Genomic DNA, 19112 nt, shown 5'->3' with positions numbered 1-19112 from the left:
TTCAACTAATTATGTTATCAAAAAAACAAGCAAAAGCATTCTTTCTTGGAGGTACTTTAGTCACATTTCTAATTTTTATTGGATTGACTATTTATTCATTTTCAAAAAGTAATGATCAATCAAATTATGGAGACATAACCGATTCTGTTGTTAGGGGTAAAGAAATATGGGAGGTTAACAACTGTATGGGATGTCACACCATTTTAGGAGAAGGAGCATATTATGCTCCAGAATTAACCAAAGTAATTGACAGGTTAAATGAAAAGTATAACGGCGCAGGAGAAGACGTTATAAAAAGTATTTTAATGTCTCCAGTTCCATGGCAACCTAACGGAAGAAAAATGGTTGCTTACAAAATGTCTGAGCAAGAAGCAAATGACATGGTAGCATTTTTTAAATGGATTGGAAACATTGATTTAAACGGATTTGGAGAAGTTGTTGGTGTTGATAGAAAGATATCTCCATTATCAAAAGGTAGAAACAAATAAAACAGAGCATTATGAAATATAAATCACAAAAAGTAGCGTATTGGTTTTTTGCATTATCAATGCTCTTATTAGTATTACAAATCACATATGGATTCATTATGGGATTTGCACGAATTGGAATGGATAATTTACATGATTTTATACCATTTAACACTGCAAGAGCAGTGCACACAAACTTATTAGTAGTTTGGTTGTTATCAGGATTTATGGGAGCTGCGTATTATATTATTCCAGAAGAAGCACAAAGAGAACTAGCAAGTGTTAAACTAGCGTATGTACAATTAATCAGTTTAGCTATAGTTGGAGTTGTATCTATTGTTGGGTTTCACTTTAATATTTGGGAAGGAAGAAAGTTTTTAGAGATTCCAAGACCTTTAGATTATTTAGTAGTTGTAAATGTGTTACTATTTTTAGGAATCATTTTAATCACATTATTTAAAGGAAAACGTAGAACAACTACAGCTTTAGTACTCTCAATGGGTTTATTATTTGCTGCATTACTATATTTGCCAGGAATGTTACCATTTGATAGTCAAGTAACAGATTCATTTTTTAGATGGTGGGTTGTTCACCTTTGGGTAGAAGGAGTTTGGGAGTTAATTATGGGTGGTATTTTATCATTCTTATTAATTAAACTTACCGGTGTTGATAGAGAAGTAATTGAAAAATGGTTATATGTAATTGTTGGTTTAACTTTCTTATCTGGAGTTTTAGGAACAGGACATCATTATTACTATATCGGAGTAAATGATATTTGGTTAATTGTTGGTGGTGTATTTTCAGCATTAGAACCTTTAGCTTTCTTAGCAATGGCATTATTTGCTGTGAATATGTATAGAAAAGGAGAGAAAAAACATCCAAATAAACTAGCATTATATTGGACGTTAGGTGCAGCAATTGTGTCATTTGTTGGAGCAGGTTTATTAGGATTTGCACACACGTTACCACAAACAAATTTATATACTCACGGAACTTTAGTTACTGCAATGCATGGACATTTAGCTTTCTGGGGGGCATACGGTATGATTGTATTTGCAATAATTAGTTACGCATTGCCAAATATGACTGGTAGAAAATTATATGATAGTGCAAGAGGAAGAATGGCCTATTGGTTTTCTAATATAGGAATGATTGGTATGACTGTTGCTTTTGGAGTTGCAGGTGTTGCACAAGTATATTTAGAAAGAAAAATGAAGCTAGAATTTATGACAGTACAAAATGAAATTAGTATCCACTTTGTGGTATTAATGCTATGTGCATCTTTATTTGCAACAGGAATTATTCTTTACATCGTTGATTTCTATAAGCATGGGAGACCAAACGATGAAGCATTAGAAATAGAATAATATTAATTTTATAGTACTTGTAAATAATCAAATTATTTATATATTGTCATAATAACAGCAAAAATAAAAAACAATCAAAATTAACTTAAAACTAAAAAAATGAAATTATTAAAATCATTAAGTCTAATAGTAGTAGCAAGTATGTTACTAACAAGTTGTGGCGACAATGACAAAAGTGCAAAAGCTGTAGATGCGGCAACAATTCCAATAAGTGGAACAATGAAAGCAGATTTAACGTCACCACCATTTGTACCTGCACCAGTTGGAGACAGACCAGCAAAAAAGCTAATAGTAAATATGGAGATTATTGAAGAAGTTGGTGAAATGGCTAATGGTGTAAGTTATGTTTATTGGACTTTTGGAGGATCTGTACCAGGAAGCTTTATTAGAACTAGAGTAGGAGATGAAGTAGAATTTACCTTGTCAAATCACCCAGATAATAAATTACCTCACAATATTGATTTACATGCTGTAACTGGTCCTGGAGGTGGAGCAGAATCATCTTTTGTTGCCCCAGGTCACGAAAAAACATTTTCTTTTAAAACGTTAAATCCAGGTTTATATGTATATCACTGTGCTACAGCACCAGTAGGAATGCACATTGCAAACGGAATGTATGGTTTAATTTTAGTTGAGCCAGAAGGAGGTTTACCTCCAGTTGATAAAGAATATTATGTAATGCAAGGTGATTTCTACACTAGTGGAAAAAATGGAGAAAGAGGTTTGCAGGCTTTTGATATGCAGAAAGCAATTGATGAAAATGCAGATTACGTTGTATTTAATGGTAAAGTTGGTGCTTTAACTGGCGATAATGCAATTACTGCAAATGTTGGAGAAACTGTACGTTTATATGTTGGTAATGGTGGTCCAAATTTAACTTCATCTTTTCACGTAATTGGAGAAATTTTTGATAATGTGCATGTTGAAGGTGGAGATTTAATCAATAAGAATGTTCAAACAACATCTATTCCTGCTGGTGGTGCGGCTATAGTTGATTTTAAAGTTGATGTACCTGGAACACTTATTTTAGTAGATCATGCTATTTTTAGAGCATTTAACAAAGGTGCTTTAGGAATGTTAAAAGTAACTGGTGAAGAAAATAAAAAAGTATATTCTGGTGTAAAGCAAGAAGGTATTTACTTACCTGAAGGTGGTTCAATCCAATCAATGCCAAAAGGTGCTAAAAGCAAAGTTGTAGAAGTTGTAAAAGAAAAATCTTTAGCACAGAAAATGTCAGATGGTAAACAAGTGTATATGAATACTTGTTTCGCTTGTCACCAAGGAGAAGGTCAAGGAATTCCAAATGCTTTCCCACCACTTGCAAAATCTGATTACTTAAATGCAGATGTAGATAGAGCAATTGGTATTGTAAAACATGGATTAACAGGAGAAATTACTGTAAACGGAAATAAATACAATAGCGTTATGACTGCTCAAAATATTACAGATGTAGAAATTGCAGACGTAATGACTTACATATATAACTCTTGGGGTAATAACAAGACGAATGTAACTATTGAAAGAGTTAAAAAAGTAAAATAAAAATACAATGAAAACTATTTTAAGATTGACAATTTGCGGACTACTATTTCTAAATTCTTATTTAGCAAGTTGTCAATCTGAAATGGTATCAATCAAAGGTGGAGAATATACTCCCTTATACGGTAGAGACTCAATAAAGGTAGCTATTTCAGATTTTTTAATGGATGTTTATCCTGTTACAAATGAAGATTATTTAAAATTTGTAAAAGAAAACCCAAAATGGAGAAAATCTAAAGTTCTTAGACTTTTTGCGGATAACAGATATTTATTAAACTGGAAAAATGATACTGAATTAAGTGATAAACAAAAATTAAATTCTCCAGTAACCGATGTTTCTTGGTTTGCTGCAAAAAATTATTGCGAAATTCAAGGAAAAAGATTGCCAACCGTAGATGAATGGGAATATGTGGCAATGGCAAATGAAAAAGTGCCAGATGCAAGAAGTATTGAAGCTTATAATAAGTATATTTTAGGTTGGTACGAAAAACCAAAAACCTTTGATAATGTTGTTGGTTCTACCTTTAAAAATTACTGGCGTGTATATGATTTACATGGATTAGTTTGGGAATGGACATCAGATTTTAATTCGGTTTTAATTACAGGAGAATCTAGAAAAGATGTAGATAAAGATAGCGATCTTTTTTGCGGAAGCGCTGCTGTAAATGCTACAGATTTAATGAACTACGCTGCTTTTATGCGCTACGCAATTCGTGGTAGTTTAAAAGCAAAATACACAATGAAAAACTTAGGTTTTAGATGTGTACAAGATGTTAAAAAACCAATACAATGAAAATTACAAAACCTCTTATAATATTAATATTAGCAATTATTTCATTTGGCTCTTGTAAAGAATCAGATAAAAAAGAAACAGCTAAAATAGAATACCAATGCCCGATGAAATGTGAAGGTGAAAAAATCTATCACAAAGAAGGAAGTTGCCCAGTTTGTAAAATGGATTTAAAACCAATTGCAGCATCAACCAAAATATTAGCTGATGATAATGAAATTTCAGATTCTTCTATTTTTAATTTAACAACAAAATGGAATACTCAAGATGCTAAAAGTATTGAGCTAAAAGAACTAAAAGGTAAAACCTTGGTAATGGTTATGGTATATACAACTTGTAAAGCCGCTTGTCCAAGATTAGTTGCAGATATGAGAAATATTGCCAAAGAGATTCCAGAAAAATACACCAATGATGTACAGTATATATTTGTTAGTATAGACCCAGAAGTTGATACTCCAACCCGATTAAAAGAGTTTGCGAAAGAAAACTTTATGGATACCGATAATTATACTTTTTTACAAGGAACTGACAGTGGAGTTAGAGAATTTGCAAATGTATTAGCGGTAAAGTATAAAGAGATTTCTCCGTTAGATTTCTCGCATTCAAACATTATAAGTGTTTTTAATCCAAAAGGAGAATTGATTCATCAGCAAGAAGGTTTAGGTGTTGATAACAAAGAAACTATTGCTAAAATTATTGAAACCGCGGGTAAATAACAAATTATGAGTACAGAAGCTTTGATTATGGAAAAGACTATTCATGAAGTAAAAAAAATCCCTTATTATAAACCTTTAGGAAAAGAAATTAACGTTTTTGAGCATTCTTACAAACAAAAACTTCCTATTTTATTAAAAGGTCCAACAGGAACAGGAAAGTCGAGATTTATTGAATTTATGGCGCATCAATTAGACAAACAATTGATAACAGTTAGTTGCCATGAAGAAACATCATCAACAGATTTAATTGGTAGATATATAATTAAAGGAGCGGAAACTATTTGGTTAGATGGTCCATTAACTATTGCTGTTAAAACAGGTGCTATTTTATATTTAGATGAAATTGCGGAAGCAAGACCAGACGTAATTGTTGCAATCCATTCTTTAACAGATCATCGAAGAGAATTGTTTATTGATAAATTAGGAATTACTGTAAAAGCGCATGAAGATTTTATGTTGGTTGCCTCCTTTAACCCAGGATATCAAAAAGGATTTAAAGAATTAAAGCCATCTACAAGACAACGTTTTGTAGCGGTTTCTTTTGCATATCCAACAGATAAAACAGAAGTAGAAATTTTAACAAATGAAACTTCAGTTTCTGAATCAGATGCAAAAAAGTTAGTGCAAATAGCAACAAAAATTAGAAACCTAACAGAATTAGGATTAACAGAAACAGTTTCTACACGTTTATTGGTTGATGCAGCAAAATTAATAGCTTCTGGCTTACCAAAAAGATTAGCAGTTCACGTTGCAGTTGTAGAGCCTTTAACGGATGATATTGAGGTTGTGGCAGCATTGAATGATTTATGTGACTTAATGATATAAAATTGTCAGTATACAGTCTTAGTTTACAGTTTTAATAACTTTGTTATTATAAAACTTAATATTGAGATATAAATAAAAAACAATGTTTGAGTTTGAACCAGACGAATATATCTTTACAAAATTTGCTTATTACTTTAAAAGAAGAAAGAAAGCAAAAGAAAAAAGCAAACAATATGCTGCAAAGCTAGATGAGTTAAAACCTCGATTAACTTTATTTGCAAGAGCAATTACTGGTAAAACTATAGAAATTTATGAAGCAGAACGAGAAGGCGGTTATAAAAACGATAACTTTTTTTTGCCTAATCAAATCGATTTTTTTAAATCTATAGAACAAAATGTTTCTTTCTATTTGTTTAGAGTTTTGTATTTGTCAATTCAAAAAAACGGAGATTTCAATTGGAATGATAATAAAGAACATGACTTAATAGAGTCTCAAGAAAAAGCACAAGAAACTTCAGCTTTAATCTTAAAAGAACTTTTTGAACAATTCCCCATTACAGAGGATTATTACAGCAGTTTTATAGCTTACTTTAAATCAAAAGAAACAACCAAAACTTCTGTAGATTATAGTTTTATCTACGGAAAATGGATGCGGAATAGTTTAGAAGATGCAGAAAATAAAAGACTCGAAAACTTTACAGACAAAGCTAAAAAAGCAAAAGAAGAGAAGATTGAAACTATTTTAAAAGCCAATGCAGTAGAAGAAATTATTTCTGTGCAAATAGATCAAAAACAACAAGATGATGCAGTTTTACAACATCAATTTGAAAAAGTTGAAACTGCTGAAGAATTTGGTGGAAACTTTAAAGACTTTGATGGCGAAGACGAATTAGATGAACATTCTAATGCGTTAGAAGATTTAAATATGAAATATACTGTTCGTGTAGATGATACGGCACATTCTGTATATCAAGCAGATTTTATCGAAAACACAACAGTTTCTGAAAGTGCAGAAAGTGATAGTTCTGGTTATTTTATTACCTACGATGAATGGGATTATTCTAAAAGAAGATACAAAGACAATTTCTGTAAAGTATATCCAAAATCAATCTTAAAAACGGATGTAAACTATTATAAAAAAACAATCTCAGAAAACAGTTCAACTTTAATGGGATTGCGAAAAATGCTAAGCAGCGTTAATAATAGATATCAACAACAACGCAGACAAACACAAGGAGAAGAGTTTGATTTAGATGCATTAACCGATTTATTTGTTGATGTAAAATCAAGACAAACGCCAACCGAAAAAATATATTTATCAAAAAGAAAAAAAGAAAAAGACATTTCCATTTTATTGCTGTTAGATGTTAGTTTGTCTAGCGATGGTTATGCAAACGGAAATAGAGTTATTGATGTAGAAAAACAAGTTTCTATTTTATTTGGCGAAATTTTAGATGAATACAATATCGATTTTTCTATCGATTGTTTTTATTCTAAAACGAGAAATCATTCAACTTATATAACAGTTAAAGATTTTGATGAAGATTGGAATCGTGCAAAATTTAAAGTTGGAGCAGTAGAACCAAGTGGTTATACAAGAATTGGAGCTGCGTTAAGACATTCTGGCGCATTATTAGATAAAAGAAGTACCAAAAATAAATGGGTTATTTTAATTTCTGATGGAAAGCCAAACGATTACGATAAATACGAAGGAAAATACGGAGTTAACGATGTAAAACAAGCATTACGAGAACTAAATGAACGCAATATCAATTCGTATGCATTGGCAATAGAAGCACAGGCAAAATATTATTTGCCACAAATGTTTGGACAAAATCATTATCAAATTCTTACAACGCCAGTTGAATTGTTAAAATCACTTGTGCAATTGTATGAAAAAATTAAAAATCAATCTTAAAATTAATTAATTTCAATAATGAATAAAAGCCTTGTTAAGAGCATCTATTATCCTCCAGGAGGAATTTTAATGTGGATAGTTATTTTTTTAGAATTGCTAACATTTGGAATGGCATTAATTGCAATGGCGGTTTATAGCCAAGATGAACCAGAAGTTTTTCATAATTCAAGATTGTTATTAAACACAACTTTCGGAACAATTAATACATTATTTTTAATTACTAGTGGTTTTTTTATGGCTTTATCTGTTAGCTATCTAAAGGAAGGAAACGCTAAAAAATCATCTTTGTATTTAAAACTGACAATGCTTGGCGGATTGTTATTTTTAATTTTAAAAACAATTGAATACAATGCAAAAATAGACGCCGGGCTTACAATTGATTATAATACTTTCTTTACTTTTTATTGGATGTTAACGCTGTTTCATGTAATTCATGTTATCGTTGGTTTGGTTATTTTAGTTATTGTTGATAGAGATTTAAGTAAGAAAAAAGAGCAAACCAATTTAGATGATTTTGAAGCAAGTGCTGCCTTTTGGCATATGTGTGATTTAATCTGGTTATTATTATTTCCAATAATCTATTTAATTTTTTAAAATGACTAGAAAAAACCTTTTTATAGTTTGGATTTTACTGCTTATTTCTACAGTAACAGTAGTCTTTTTTTCATCTTCTTTAGTTAGTGAAAACTCTTCGGCAGCACTCATTATTTTAATTTCTGTATTAAAATTTTTAGCTGTTTCGTTTTATTTTATGGAAATGAAGAACGCACATGTTTTTTGGAAAGCTTCAATTATAATATACCTTCTGCTTTTTTCTGGAGTTGTACTTTTTTATTAATTCTAATTAAATTTTAAAACTTGACATTTATCAGTTTATTAGGTTTAAATCTACTGTAACTTTACAGGGTAAAAGATGAAATAGTCTTTTATTAATCATATAACATAAAAGAAACATATTATGAGAAAATTAATTTTTTCATTACTAATGATAACAATATTTGCATTGCCGTTATCTGCACAACAGGTTCATTTATCAGGAGAATTAAGACCAAGATATGAAAACAAACATGGATACCAATCTTTACTTAAACTAGGTGAAGAAGGGTCAAGTTTTATATCTCAAAGAACAAGGTTAAATTTAAATTATCAGCAAGATAATTTTAAAGTTAGAATTTCTTTACAAAACGTTCGTGTTTGGGGAGATGTTGGAACTTTATCAGCACAAGACAAATCAAGTTCATTTCATGAAGCTTGGACAGAGTTTTCAGTTGCAAATTATTTTGATTTAAAGTTAGGAAGACAAGAAATTATTTATGATGATAGTAGAATTTTTGGTAATGTTGGTTGGGCACAACAAGGTAGAAGTCATGATGCAATTATTGCCAAATTTAAAACATCAGATAATGGAAAATTAGATATCGGATTTGCTTTAAATAATGATTCACAAGCTGGAGTTAAAACTATTTATAGCAATGTAGCAGGCTATAAAACATTTCAATATGTATGGTACAATACAAAAATTAATAATTTCGGAATTAGCATTTTGGCTTTAAATAATGGAATTGAGCATTTAGATGTAAATAACGAAGCAGATGTTAGTTACTCTCAAACTTTTGGACCAAGAATAACTTATAAAAAGAAAAGCCTTTCAATAGACGCAGCTGCTTATTTACAATCAGGAAAAGTAAAGACTACGCCAATTTCTGCAAGCTATTATTCGGCTAATATCAATGTAAAAACTACAAAAGAATTTAATTTAGGACTTGGTTTTGAATACTTATCAGGTAAAGACACAAACGATTCAAGTACAGATTTAAAATCGTTTAACCCAATATTTGGAACAAACCATAAATTTAATGGTTGGATGGATTATTTTTATGTTGGAAATCATATAAATTCAGTTGGATTAATTGATATACATGCAACTGTTTCTTATACAAAAGATAAATTTTCGGCAAAGTTAGTTCCACATATTTTTAAATCTGCTGCAGATATTTATAACGGAACTACAAAAATGAATAGCAGTCTTGGTACAGAAATCGATTTTACTTTAGGATATAAAATAGCAGATAATATTCAGTTTAGCGCTGGTTATTCACAAATGTTTGGAACTACTTCTTTAGAAGCATTAAAAGGTGGTTTAAGCAATAAAAATAATTCATGGACTTGGTTTATGTTAACATTTAAACCAACTTTTTATGCATCAAATTAGTTTTTTTAGTTAACGAGAAAGCCTCTTTAAGATGTACATCAAAAAGAGGCTTTTTTTATATTAAAAAGAATAATATATAATACTAAATATATATTTTAAATAATGAAAAAAGCACACACATTTCATATTCCAGTAATGGGAATAGGATTTACAATAGATTCGCCTTTAAAAGTTGCACAATACGGAATCGATTCTGTTATTTCTTTGGTTGATGATATTTTACTAGAAAAATTACGAAAAGTTTATAGTGAAAAATTTGAAGTTCCTTATAAAGAAATATCTGATAAAGTGGATGATTTTAGAGCAAAGAGAATTACTTCTTATTTAAATTTAATTCATGAACAAACCGAGAAAAAGTTCAATCAATTAAAAAACATCACTTCTGAAAAAAGCAAAGCTTTAAAAGATTATATTCAGATGTTACCAGAATATTCTTCCATGAAAAAAGATTTTCTAAAACTAACTGAAGAAGGAGTAGATTTTTCTAAACTAAAAGATTGGGCTAATAAAAATTTAACAATGGGAAGTATTGATGTAAATATTATGACCAAAGTTGATAAAGGAAATTATAAAAATAAAGAATTATTGCCCATAGAATTTAATGACGCTCATGCTGCTTTAAGAGGATATTCTAAAAGTAAATTATCATCTTCTTTAGTACTTTCTGCGGGAATGAATCCGAGATTGTATTCGTATATAAGTAGTTTTGATGATTTTTTTCCGGATGAAAACGGAACAATTAAAAAGAAAATTATTTTAAAAGTTAGTGATTATAGATCTGCAATGATTCAAGGTAAGTTTCTAGCAAAAAAAGGATTGTGGGTTTCAGAATACAGAATAGAATCTGGATTAAATTGTGGTGGTCATGCTTTTGCAACTGACGGATTCTTACTTGGTCCTGTTTTATATGAATTCAAAGAAAATAAAGATGTTTTAAAGAGTGAAATCTATGCTTTATTGATTGATGCACTTAATGAAACAAATAGAACTGTACCAAAACATGGATTAAGTTTAAAAATAACAACTCAAGGTGGAATTGGAACAGAAGAAGAGCATTCCTTTTTAATGGATCATTATAAACTTGATTCTGTTGGTTGGGGAAGCCCGTTTTTATTGGTGCCAGAAGCAACAAGTGTTGATGAAAAAACGATGGAAAAATTAGCAAAAGCAAAAGAAGAAGATTTGTACTTGAGTAATACATCGCCACTAGGAGTTCCGTTTAACACATTAAAAGGAAATACAAAAGATTTTGAAAAACAACAATTTATAGATAAAGGCAGACCAGGAAGTTCGTGTCCGAATAAATTTATAGCTTTAAATAATGAGTTTAAAAAAACAGGTTTGTGTACTGCGTCTAGAGAATATCAATTTTTAAAATTAAAAGAATTAAATACTTTAGAAATTTCATCAAACGAAAAAGCACAAAAGCATCATAAAATTATAGAAAAGTCTTGTATTTGTGTTGGTTTAAGCACTTCTACATTAATTTTAAATAAGATGAGTACCAAGAAAACTGGAGATGGAGTTTCTGTTTGTCCTGGTCCAAATATGGCTTATTATGATAAGGTGATGAGTTTACGAAACATTACAGATCACATTTATGGTAGAAAAAATGTTTTAACAAGAACTGACAGACCAAACGTGTTTATAAAAGAATTATCTCTTTATATTACACATTTACAAGAAAAAATTGAAACTGTAAAAACTTCAATTGATAAAAAGCAGTTGCGATATTTATTAAAGTTTAAAAATAATTTAGATGAAGGTATTCGTTACTACAAAGAGTTATTTTTAAATCAAAAAGAATCTTTTGTTTCTTGTAAAGAATCACTTATAGAAGCCTTAAGGATAGAGCAGCAGAAGCTTGTTTTATTAGGTATTGAGATAGAGAAGCTTTAACAAATTGTTTCCATTAAAAAAGCATCTTTCAATAATTGAAAGATGCTTTTTAATATTTTATATAGTAATAATTATCTGGTAATCGTTTGTTTTCTATCTGGTCCAACAGAAACAATACTTACAGGAACACCAGTTTCTTTTTCTATAAAAGCAACAAAATCTAATAAATTTTGTGGCAATTGATCTGCACTAGTCATTTTAGTTAAATCATCTTTCCAGCCTTTAAATTCTGTATAATTTACTGATACATTTTCAGGCTCAATATTATAAGGAAAATGAAAAATTTCTTTTCCTTTATAATTGTAAGAAGTACATATTTTTAATGTGTCAAAACCAGAAAGAACATCGCCTTTCATCATCATTAATTGCGTAACTCCGTTTACATCTACAGCATATTTTAAAGCAACTAAATCTAGCCAACCACAACGTCTTGGTCTTCCAGTTGTAGCACCAAATTCGTGACCAACTTTTGCCATTCTTTCTCCATCTTTATCAAATAATTCAGTCGGAAAAGGACCAGAGCCAACACGAGTTGTATAGGCTTTAAAAATTCCGAATACATCTCCAATTCTATTTGGAGCAACTCCTAAACCAGTACAAGCGCCTGCAGCAGTTGTGTTAGATGATGTTACAAACGGATACGTTCCAAAATCAATATCTAATAAAGAACCTTGTGCACCTTCAGCTAAAATTGTTTTTTTATCTTTTATCGCTTGATTTAAAAACTCTTCGCTATCAATAAATTGTAACGTTCTTAATTTGTCAATTCCTTTACAGAATTCAGATTCTAATTCTTTTAAATCATATTCGATTTGAACATCAAAGAATTCTAGCATTTTTAAATGCTTTTCTGTTAAAGCATCGTATTTTTCTTTCCAATTATCTAATTCTAAATCTCCAACTCGCATTCCGTTTCTACCTGTTTTGTCCATATAAGTTGGACCAATTCCTTTTAATGTAGAACCAATTTTAGCTTTTCCTTTAGACGTTTCTGATGCTGCATCTAGCAATCTATGTGTTGGTAAAATTAAATGTGCTTTTCTAGAAATCAATAATCTAGATGAATAATCTATTTTATGATTGTCAAGATTTTCTAATTCTTTTTTAAAGATTACTGGATCTATTACAACACCATTTCCAACAACATTTAAAGCTGTTTTATGAAAAATTCCAGAAGGAATTGTATGTAAAACGTGTTTAAATCCGTCAAAAATTAAAGTATGTCCAGCGTTTGGACCTCCTTGAAATCTTGCGATAATATCATATTGTGAAGTAAGAACATCTACAATTTTTCCTTTTCCTTCGTCGCCCCATTGTAATCCTAGTAATAAATCTACTGCCATTAGTTGTTGTTAAGAGTGTTGTTGTTTTGTTTATTTTGTTTGTTTTTTTGTGCCGTAAAAATAAAGAGAATGATTATGAATATCAATATCAAAAACTTCTTCTATTGTTTTTTTAATTATCTGAATTCTTGGATCGCAAAATTCTTTAACTTCTCCAGTATCTGTTAAAATTACATGATCGTGTTGTTTATCAAAATAACTTTTTTCGTAATGCGCCATACTTTGACCACCAAATTGGTGTTTTCTTACCAATCCGCATTCTAATAATAAATCTATTGTATTGTATAATGTGGCTCTACTTACTCGATAATTTTTATTTTTCATGTTGATATATAAAGATTCTATATCAAAATGCTCTTCTAAATCATAAATCTCTTGAAGGATTGCATATCTTTCTGGAGTTTTTCTATGTTTTTTAGATTCTAAAAATGCAGTAAAAACATTCTTTACAATGTCCTGATTTTCTTTTGTACCCATTTTTCTGAATTTATCGAAGCAACAAATTTAAACTTATTTATCAATATAAATTATCTTTTTATACAACTAATATCTACATAGTATTAACACGTTCTACTTTTTGTACGCCTTCTACTTTTTTTATGCTAGCAATTAGCTTAGTTAATTGCGTTTTATTTTTAACACTGATAGATAATTTCCCTTCAAAAACACCGTGATCGCCAGAAATATTTATATTGTGTATATAAACATCCATTGTGTTTGTAATTATACGTGTTAAGTTGTTAACAATTCCTTTTTTATCGTTTCCACTTACTTTTAAAATTGCTTTAAATTCTTGCTTAGAAGAATCTATCCAAGTAGCTTTTAAAACACGATACGCATAATTTGATTGCATTGATATTGCATTCGGACAATCTTTTTTATGAATTTTTATTCCGTCGTTAATGGTTAAAAACCCAAATACTTTATCACCAGGAATTGGGTTACAACATTTTGAAAGTGTGTAATCTAATTTTTCGTCTTGATCACCAAAAACAAGTGCATCATATTTGTTAGTAACCTCTTCTTTATCAAAGTTTTCTTTACTTGGAGAACGTTTTAAACGGTTTTTAAAGAAGCTTATAAAAGCATTGTTTTTTTGATTTGCAAAAGCTTTTAATTGTTTGTTGTCAATAGCACCATTTCCAATTCTATAAAACAAATCAAAACTAGTTTTTAATGAAAAATAAGAAGCCATTTCATTAACAACACGATCGTTTAAAGTTATTTTTAAGTGACGTAATTTTCGTGTTAAAATAGCTTTTCCTTCTTCAGCTATTTTCTTTTCTTCTTCTTTTAAAGCAGCTTTAATTTTGGTTCTAGCTCTTGCTGTCATTACAAAATCTAACCACCTAACATTTGGTTTGTTAACAGTAGATGTTTGTACCTCTACATGATCGCCACTTTTTAATTCATGACTTAACGGAACTAATTTTCCGTTTACTTTTGCGCCTCTACACTTTAAGCCAACATCTGTGTGAATTGAAAAAGCAAAATCTAATGCTGATGCTCCTTTTGGTAAGGATTTTAAATCACCAAGTGGTGTAAAAACGAATATTTCTTTAGAATATAAGTTCAACTTAAAATCTTCTACAAAATCCACTGCATTTGTACTTTGATTTTCTAAAGTTTCTTTTAATTTATTTAACCAAGTATCTAAACCGTTTTCTTTTTCTACACCTTGCTTGTATTTAAAATGTGCAGCATAGCCTTTTTCGGCAATTTCATCCATTCTTTCTGAGCGAATTTGTACTTCTACCCATTTACTATCTGGACCAATAACAGTTATGTGCAAGGCTTCGTAACCTGTAGATTTTGGTTGAGAAATCCAATCTCTTAAACGTGATGGGTTCGGTTTAAAAAAATCGGTAACAATAGAATAAATTTTCCAAGCATCAAATTTTTCATCGTTTGAAACAGGTTTAAAAATAATACGAATTGCAAATTTGTCATACACTTCATCAAAAGAAACATTTTGTTTTTTCATTTTTCTTCGGATAGAAAAAATAGATTTGCTTCTTCCTTTAATTTGATATTCAAAATCTTCTTTTTGCAAGCCTTCGTGTAAAATTGCTTCGAAAGTATCTATGTATTTTTGTTGCTCTTCTTTACTGTCTTTTATATTACTTAAAATATCTGCATAAACTTCTGGTTCTGTATATTTTAAACCTAAATCTTCGAGTTCAGTTTTAATATTGTATAAACCCAATCTGTGTGCTAATGGAGCATAAATATATAAGGTTTCGGATGCAATTTTTACCTGTTTATATTCTGGCATAGAATCCATCGTTTGCATATTGTGTAAACGATCTGCAATTTTTATTAAAATTACACGAACATCATCATTTAAAGTTAGTAGCATTTTTCTAAAATTCTCTGCCTGTATAGAAACATCTTGACTTTTATTTAAACGAGAAATTTTGGTTAATCCGCTAACAATACGTGCAATGTTTTGTCCAAACAAACGCTCCATATCTTCAATGGTGTAGTAGGTGTCTTCAACAACGTCGTGTAATAATGCAGCAGCAATAGAAGTTGCGCCTAAACCAATTTCATAAGCTACAATTTTTGCTACAGAAATTGGATGATAAATATAAGGTTCGCCAGTTTTTCTTCTTTGATCAGAATGTGCTTCTACAGCCAAATCAAATGCAGAACGAATTAACTTTTTATCTTGTGCAGATAAAGTTTGATACGTTCCTTTTAAGAGATCTTTATATCGTTTAGAAATCTCTTTATTTTCTTCTTCTATGGTTGCCTTATACATCATCATTTAAAAGTAAAACAAATAATGAACTAAGCAAAGTTTTTTTGCTTTTTTGATGAGAAGAATTATTTTTCTAAGTTTTGGACTCTTTTTAACAACGTTGGATGTGAGTAATGCATAAAAACATAGGCTGGATGCGGCGTTAAATTACTCAAACTATTTTTTGATAATTTTTTTAATGAAGTAATTAAAGGTTTTGCAGCAAATGTTTCTTTGGCATAATTATCTGCCTGATACTCAAACTTTCTAGAAATATAATTCATAAATAAACCAGTAATTTCTGATATTGGTGAATATAAAATTCCGAATACAATTAATCCAATATGAAAACTTGGATTAGAAATATTTAAGGCTTCAGAAAAAATTGGTAAGCTCACAAATAAAGATAGCAACCACAAAGTAAATCCGGTTAATAGAGTAGAAGCAATCAAGTTAAAAATGATGTGTTTGCGTTTGTAATGACCAACTTCGTGCGCTAAAACGGCAACAATTTCATCGATTTCTAAATCGTTTATTAATGTGTCATATAACGTAATTCTCTTCTGCGAACCAAATCCAGAGAAATAAGCATTTGCTTTTGTAGAACGTTTAGAACCATCAATTACAAAAACATTTTTTAGTGTAAACCCAACTTTGGTTACATATTTTTCTATAGCTGTTTTTAATTCTCCTTCTTCTAACGGCGTTTGCTTATTGAATAAAGGAACAATTAGTTTTGCGTAAAATAGATTCATAAACAAAGAAAAAATTGCAACCAAAGCCCAGGCGTAAATCCAAAAGTTATTTCCTGCAAACTGATAAAACCAAATTATCAATGCTAAAATTCCGCCACCAATAATTGCAGTCATTAATAATCCTTTTATTTTATCAACAACAAATGTTTTTAAAGTGGTTTTGTTGAATCCAAATTTTTCTTCAATAACAAAGGTTTTATAATACGAAAAAGGAGTGTTTATAATATCTGATCCAATGATAATAATTCCGAAGAAAATCAACGCAATTATAATAGAATTTGAACTGTAACTTCTTGCCAATTCATCTACAAATAGAAATCCATCAAAAAAGAAAAATGCAAGTGTGAGTACTAAAGAAAAAAGTCCTGTTATATTTGAAAATTTTGCATTTGTCTTTTTATACGCTTGCGATTTTTCATATTCTTCTTTTTCATAGACATCTTGTAATTCAGCCGGAATTGCATCATCAAAATGTTTTGTGTTTAAAACATCTAGTATTTTATCAACGATAAAGTTGATGATTAGAATTGCGATTAGTATGTAGAAAAGTGTAGTTGGAGTCATTTAATCTGGTTTGTATTCATACATGTCAAAAACATTTGAACCGCCTGATTCATTAGAGCCTCCACCAACATAAGCTTTACCATTTAAAACAAAAGAAAAATGTGAACCTCTTCCTATAATTCCAATATTTTCAATTTTATTCCACGTATCTAAATTTGGATCATATTGCCAACAATCAGTATTATTACCGCCACCAACTTTACTTCCACCAGTAATATATCCAAAGTTATTTAAAGCAAAAGAAGAACTTCTAGATCTAGCATCTGGAAAATCAGCAATTCTTAGCCAACTATCCGAATTAGCATTATACGACCAAAAATCTGTCATTCCTGTATGAGACGCTCCGTTTCCTAGATATGCAATATTATTAATAACAAACGTAGACGTGAAATTTCTTCTAAATGAATTGTTGTAAGGAAAATCGGATATTTGTTTCCACAAGTTTGAAGATGGATTATATTTGTAAAAATTTTTGTAAAAAACAGAAGTATAATTTTCATCATTTGACCCTAAACCAATATAGATTTCGCCATTTAAAAGAAACTGAGAAGCACCTCTTCTTTTAGCACCTGGATAACTTTGTTTTTGAGCCCATTGATTTGTTGCAAGATTATATTCCCAAAAATTATTATTACTACCATCGTAAAAATACAGGTTTATACCATCAGATATGAAATTATTAATTTGAATATTGTTTGGAATATCAAATCTTTCCCAACTAAAATCATTAGGGTTTAGTTTCCATAAGTAGTCATCATCCTCACTATAATGCTTTGGTCTTGCTACAAGATATATTTCATTATTAGCAGATAAATAATAGCTACTATGTCCATAATATCTAAAAGGTAAATCATCTGAAACCAAAATCCATTGATCTATTAAACTAACTTCTTTTGAATACTCTACTATTAAATCAGCAACTTTTAATTTTATTTTTAACTCTCGTTTTTTAAAAGGACCTAAAGGAATTTTTACTTTTATGTTTTTATTTTCGATTGAAATAATTTCTCCTTCAATATTATCAAATAATATTTTATTATTTTCTTTCTTTGGATTAAAATAATCAGCTTTAATTATAATCTCTGTATTTGATTTAATATTATCATCAACAAAAGTTATCACTGGTTTCTTTAAAATAAAATTTTGATTATAAGTAACATCTATAGCATTTGATTGTACCTTTACTGGGGCAAAACTTAATTCTAAATCATTTGGAACAATAACTTTAATACTATTCTTGTTTGAAGCCGAAACTTCTGCTAAAACATCTCCAAAATACACTTTGTTAAATTCTGGTTTAAGCCCAAAATTATCTCCTGTAATTGTTATTTCTTCTCCAAAAGTTGCTGTTAATGGAGCAATAGAGGTTATTGTTGGAGATTTAATTATAAATTTAGTTGCAGCATAAGTTTCTCTGTTGGCAATTTCTAAACCTACAGTAACTTCCTTACTATTAACTCCTTCTGGTACAACTGCAGTAATAATAGAATCGTTGCTCTTAATTACACTAGCTACTTTATCTTTAAAAGTAACTTTATTGTTTGAGTTTATATAACTAAAGTTTTTTCCCTTTATCTGAATAGTATCTCCCCAAACGCCTGAATTTGGTTCTAAGCTAAGAATAAGTGCTGCACTACTACCAAAACTCATAAACTCTTTTTGATTGCCATAAACTAAATAATCTTTTGTTTTTACAAAAGACCTTACATAATACTTATTGCCATTTACTAATGTGGTTGTTATCGTTGCAGAAAAACCACCTGAAGTCAAATTAGAGGATATTATTTTTTTATCAGAAATATTAATATCAGGAAATGTTCTTACTGACCAAACAAAACCATATTCTATAATATCATACTGATTTATATTGTTAATCGTTGCATTTAATTTTACTCCATTTTCAGAAACATCTGTTACTTGTAGCGTTTCTATAGTTGGGTAACTTCTTTCTAAAATATCATTTTCTGTACACTGAATTAAAAAAAGTACACTAAAAAAGATAATTGCTAAGGATTGTATGTTTTTCTTTTTCAT

At 29.7% G+C, this 19112-nt stretch carries 16 protein-coding genes; 11 read left to right on the top strand and 5 right to left on the bottom strand.

The window, feature by feature from the left end; translation table 11 throughout:
• Positions 1-11: 11 nt before the first annotated feature.
• The 11 genes from ABDX67_RS10635 (at position 12) to ABDX67_RS10585 (ending at position 11673) form a co-directional block, all read left to right on the top strand.
• Positions 12-488 carry a c-type cytochrome gene (locus ABDX67_RS10635; protein ID WP_347175009.1) on the top strand — a complete coding sequence of 159 codons (477 nt, stop codon included), beginning with the start codon at positions 12-14 and terminating at the stop codon, positions 486-488.
• An 11-nt stretch (positions 489-499) separates the two neighbouring features.
• Positions 500-1834, top strand: a complete 1335-nt coding sequence (locus tag ABDX67_RS10630) for a cbb3-type cytochrome c oxidase subunit I (RefSeq protein WP_347175008.1) — start codon at positions 500-502, stop codon at positions 1832-1834.
• Between the two features lie 99 nt (positions 1835-1933).
• Positions 1934-3376: a copper-containing nitrite reductase gene (nirK, locus tag ABDX67_RS10625; RefSeq protein ID WP_347175007.1), complete on the top strand. Its 1443-nt coding sequence runs from the start codon at positions 1934-1936 to the stop codon at positions 3374-3376.
• Positions 3377-3383: 7 nt separating this feature from the next.
• A complete protein-coding gene (locus ABDX67_RS10620; protein WP_347175006.1) occupies positions 3384-4166 on the top strand; it encodes a formylglycine-generating enzyme family protein in 783 nt (260 codons plus the stop codon).
• A complete protein-coding gene (locus tag ABDX67_RS10615; protein ID WP_347175005.1) occupies positions 4163-4879 on the top strand; it encodes an SCO family protein in 717 nt (238 codons plus the stop codon). Before ABDX67_RS10620 ends, ABDX67_RS10615 begins: the two co-directional genes overlap by 4 nt.
• A 6-nt stretch (positions 4880-4885) precedes the next feature.
• Positions 4886-5704, top strand: a complete 819-nt coding sequence (locus ABDX67_RS10610; RefSeq protein ID WP_347175004.1) for a CbbQ/NirQ/NorQ/GpvN family protein — start codon at positions 4886-4888, stop codon at positions 5702-5704.
• An 82-nt stretch (positions 5705-5786) separates the two neighbouring features.
• Entirely contained in the window at positions 5787-7562 is a 1776-nt protein-coding gene (locus ABDX67_RS10605; RefSeq protein WP_347175003.1) for a nitric oxide reductase activation protein NorD, read from the top strand.
• 18 nt (positions 7563-7580) lie between these two features.
• Entirely contained in the window at positions 7581-8156 is a 576-nt protein-coding gene (locus ABDX67_RS10600) for a cytochrome c oxidase subunit 3 (RefSeq protein WP_347175002.1), read from the top strand.
• A 1-nt stretch (position 8157) separates the two neighbouring features.
• Positions 8158-8400 carry a cytochrome C oxidase subunit IV family protein gene (locus ABDX67_RS10595; protein WP_347175001.1) on the top strand — a complete coding sequence of 81 codons (243 nt, stop codon included), beginning with the start codon at positions 8158-8160 and terminating at the stop codon, positions 8398-8400.
• A gap of 120 nt (positions 8401-8520) precedes the next feature.
• Positions 8521-9774 carry an alginate export family protein gene (locus tag ABDX67_RS10590; RefSeq protein ID WP_347175000.1) on the top strand — a complete coding sequence of 418 codons (1254 nt, stop codon included), beginning with the start codon at positions 8521-8523 and terminating at the stop codon, positions 9772-9774.
• Positions 9775-9876: 102 nt separating this feature from the next.
• Positions 9877-11673, top strand: a complete 1797-nt coding sequence (locus ABDX67_RS10585; protein WP_347174999.1) for a hypothetical protein — start codon at positions 9877-9879, stop codon at positions 11671-11673.
• Positions 11674-11744: 71 nt separating this feature from the next.
• On the opposite strand, the gene ABDX67_RS10580 is transcribed toward ABDX67_RS10585, so the two are convergent.
• From ABDX67_RS10580 to ABDX67_RS10560, 5 genes are all read right to left on the bottom strand, one after another.
• Entirely contained in the window at positions 11745-13016 is a 1272-nt protein-coding gene (locus ABDX67_RS10580) for an adenylosuccinate synthase (protein ID WP_347174998.1), read from the bottom strand.
• Between the two features lie 30 nt (positions 13017-13046).
• The gene (locus tag ABDX67_RS10575; RefSeq protein ID WP_347174997.1) at positions 13047-13493 is read right to left on the bottom strand and encodes a Fur family transcriptional regulator; all 447 of its coding nucleotides are present in this window, start codon (positions 13491-13493) and stop codon (positions 13047-13049) included.
• A gap of 73 nt (positions 13494-13566) precedes the next feature.
• Positions 13567-15783, bottom strand: coding sequence for a RelA/SpoT family protein (locus ABDX67_RS10570; protein WP_347175062.1), 2217 nt, complete (start codon positions 15781-15783; stop codon positions 13567-13569).
• A 62-nt stretch (positions 15784-15845) separates the two neighbouring features.
• Positions 15846-17078 carry a M48 family metallopeptidase gene (locus ABDX67_RS10565; RefSeq protein ID WP_347174996.1) on the bottom strand — a complete coding sequence of 411 codons (1233 nt, stop codon included), beginning with the start codon at positions 17076-17078 and terminating at the stop codon, positions 15846-15848.
• The gene (locus ABDX67_RS10560; protein WP_347174995.1) at positions 17079-19112 is read right to left on the bottom strand and encodes an IPT/TIG domain-containing protein; all 2034 of its coding nucleotides are present in this window, start codon (positions 19110-19112) and stop codon (positions 17079-17081) included.

The organism is Polaribacter uvawellassae, assembly GCF_039748955.1.
Classification (GTDB): Bacteria; Bacteroidota; Bacteroidia; order Flavobacteriales; family Flavobacteriaceae; genus Polaribacter; species Polaribacter uvawellassae.
Note: the sequence above shows the minus strand (reverse complement) of the source record. Positions and strands in the feature narration are given on the sequence as shown.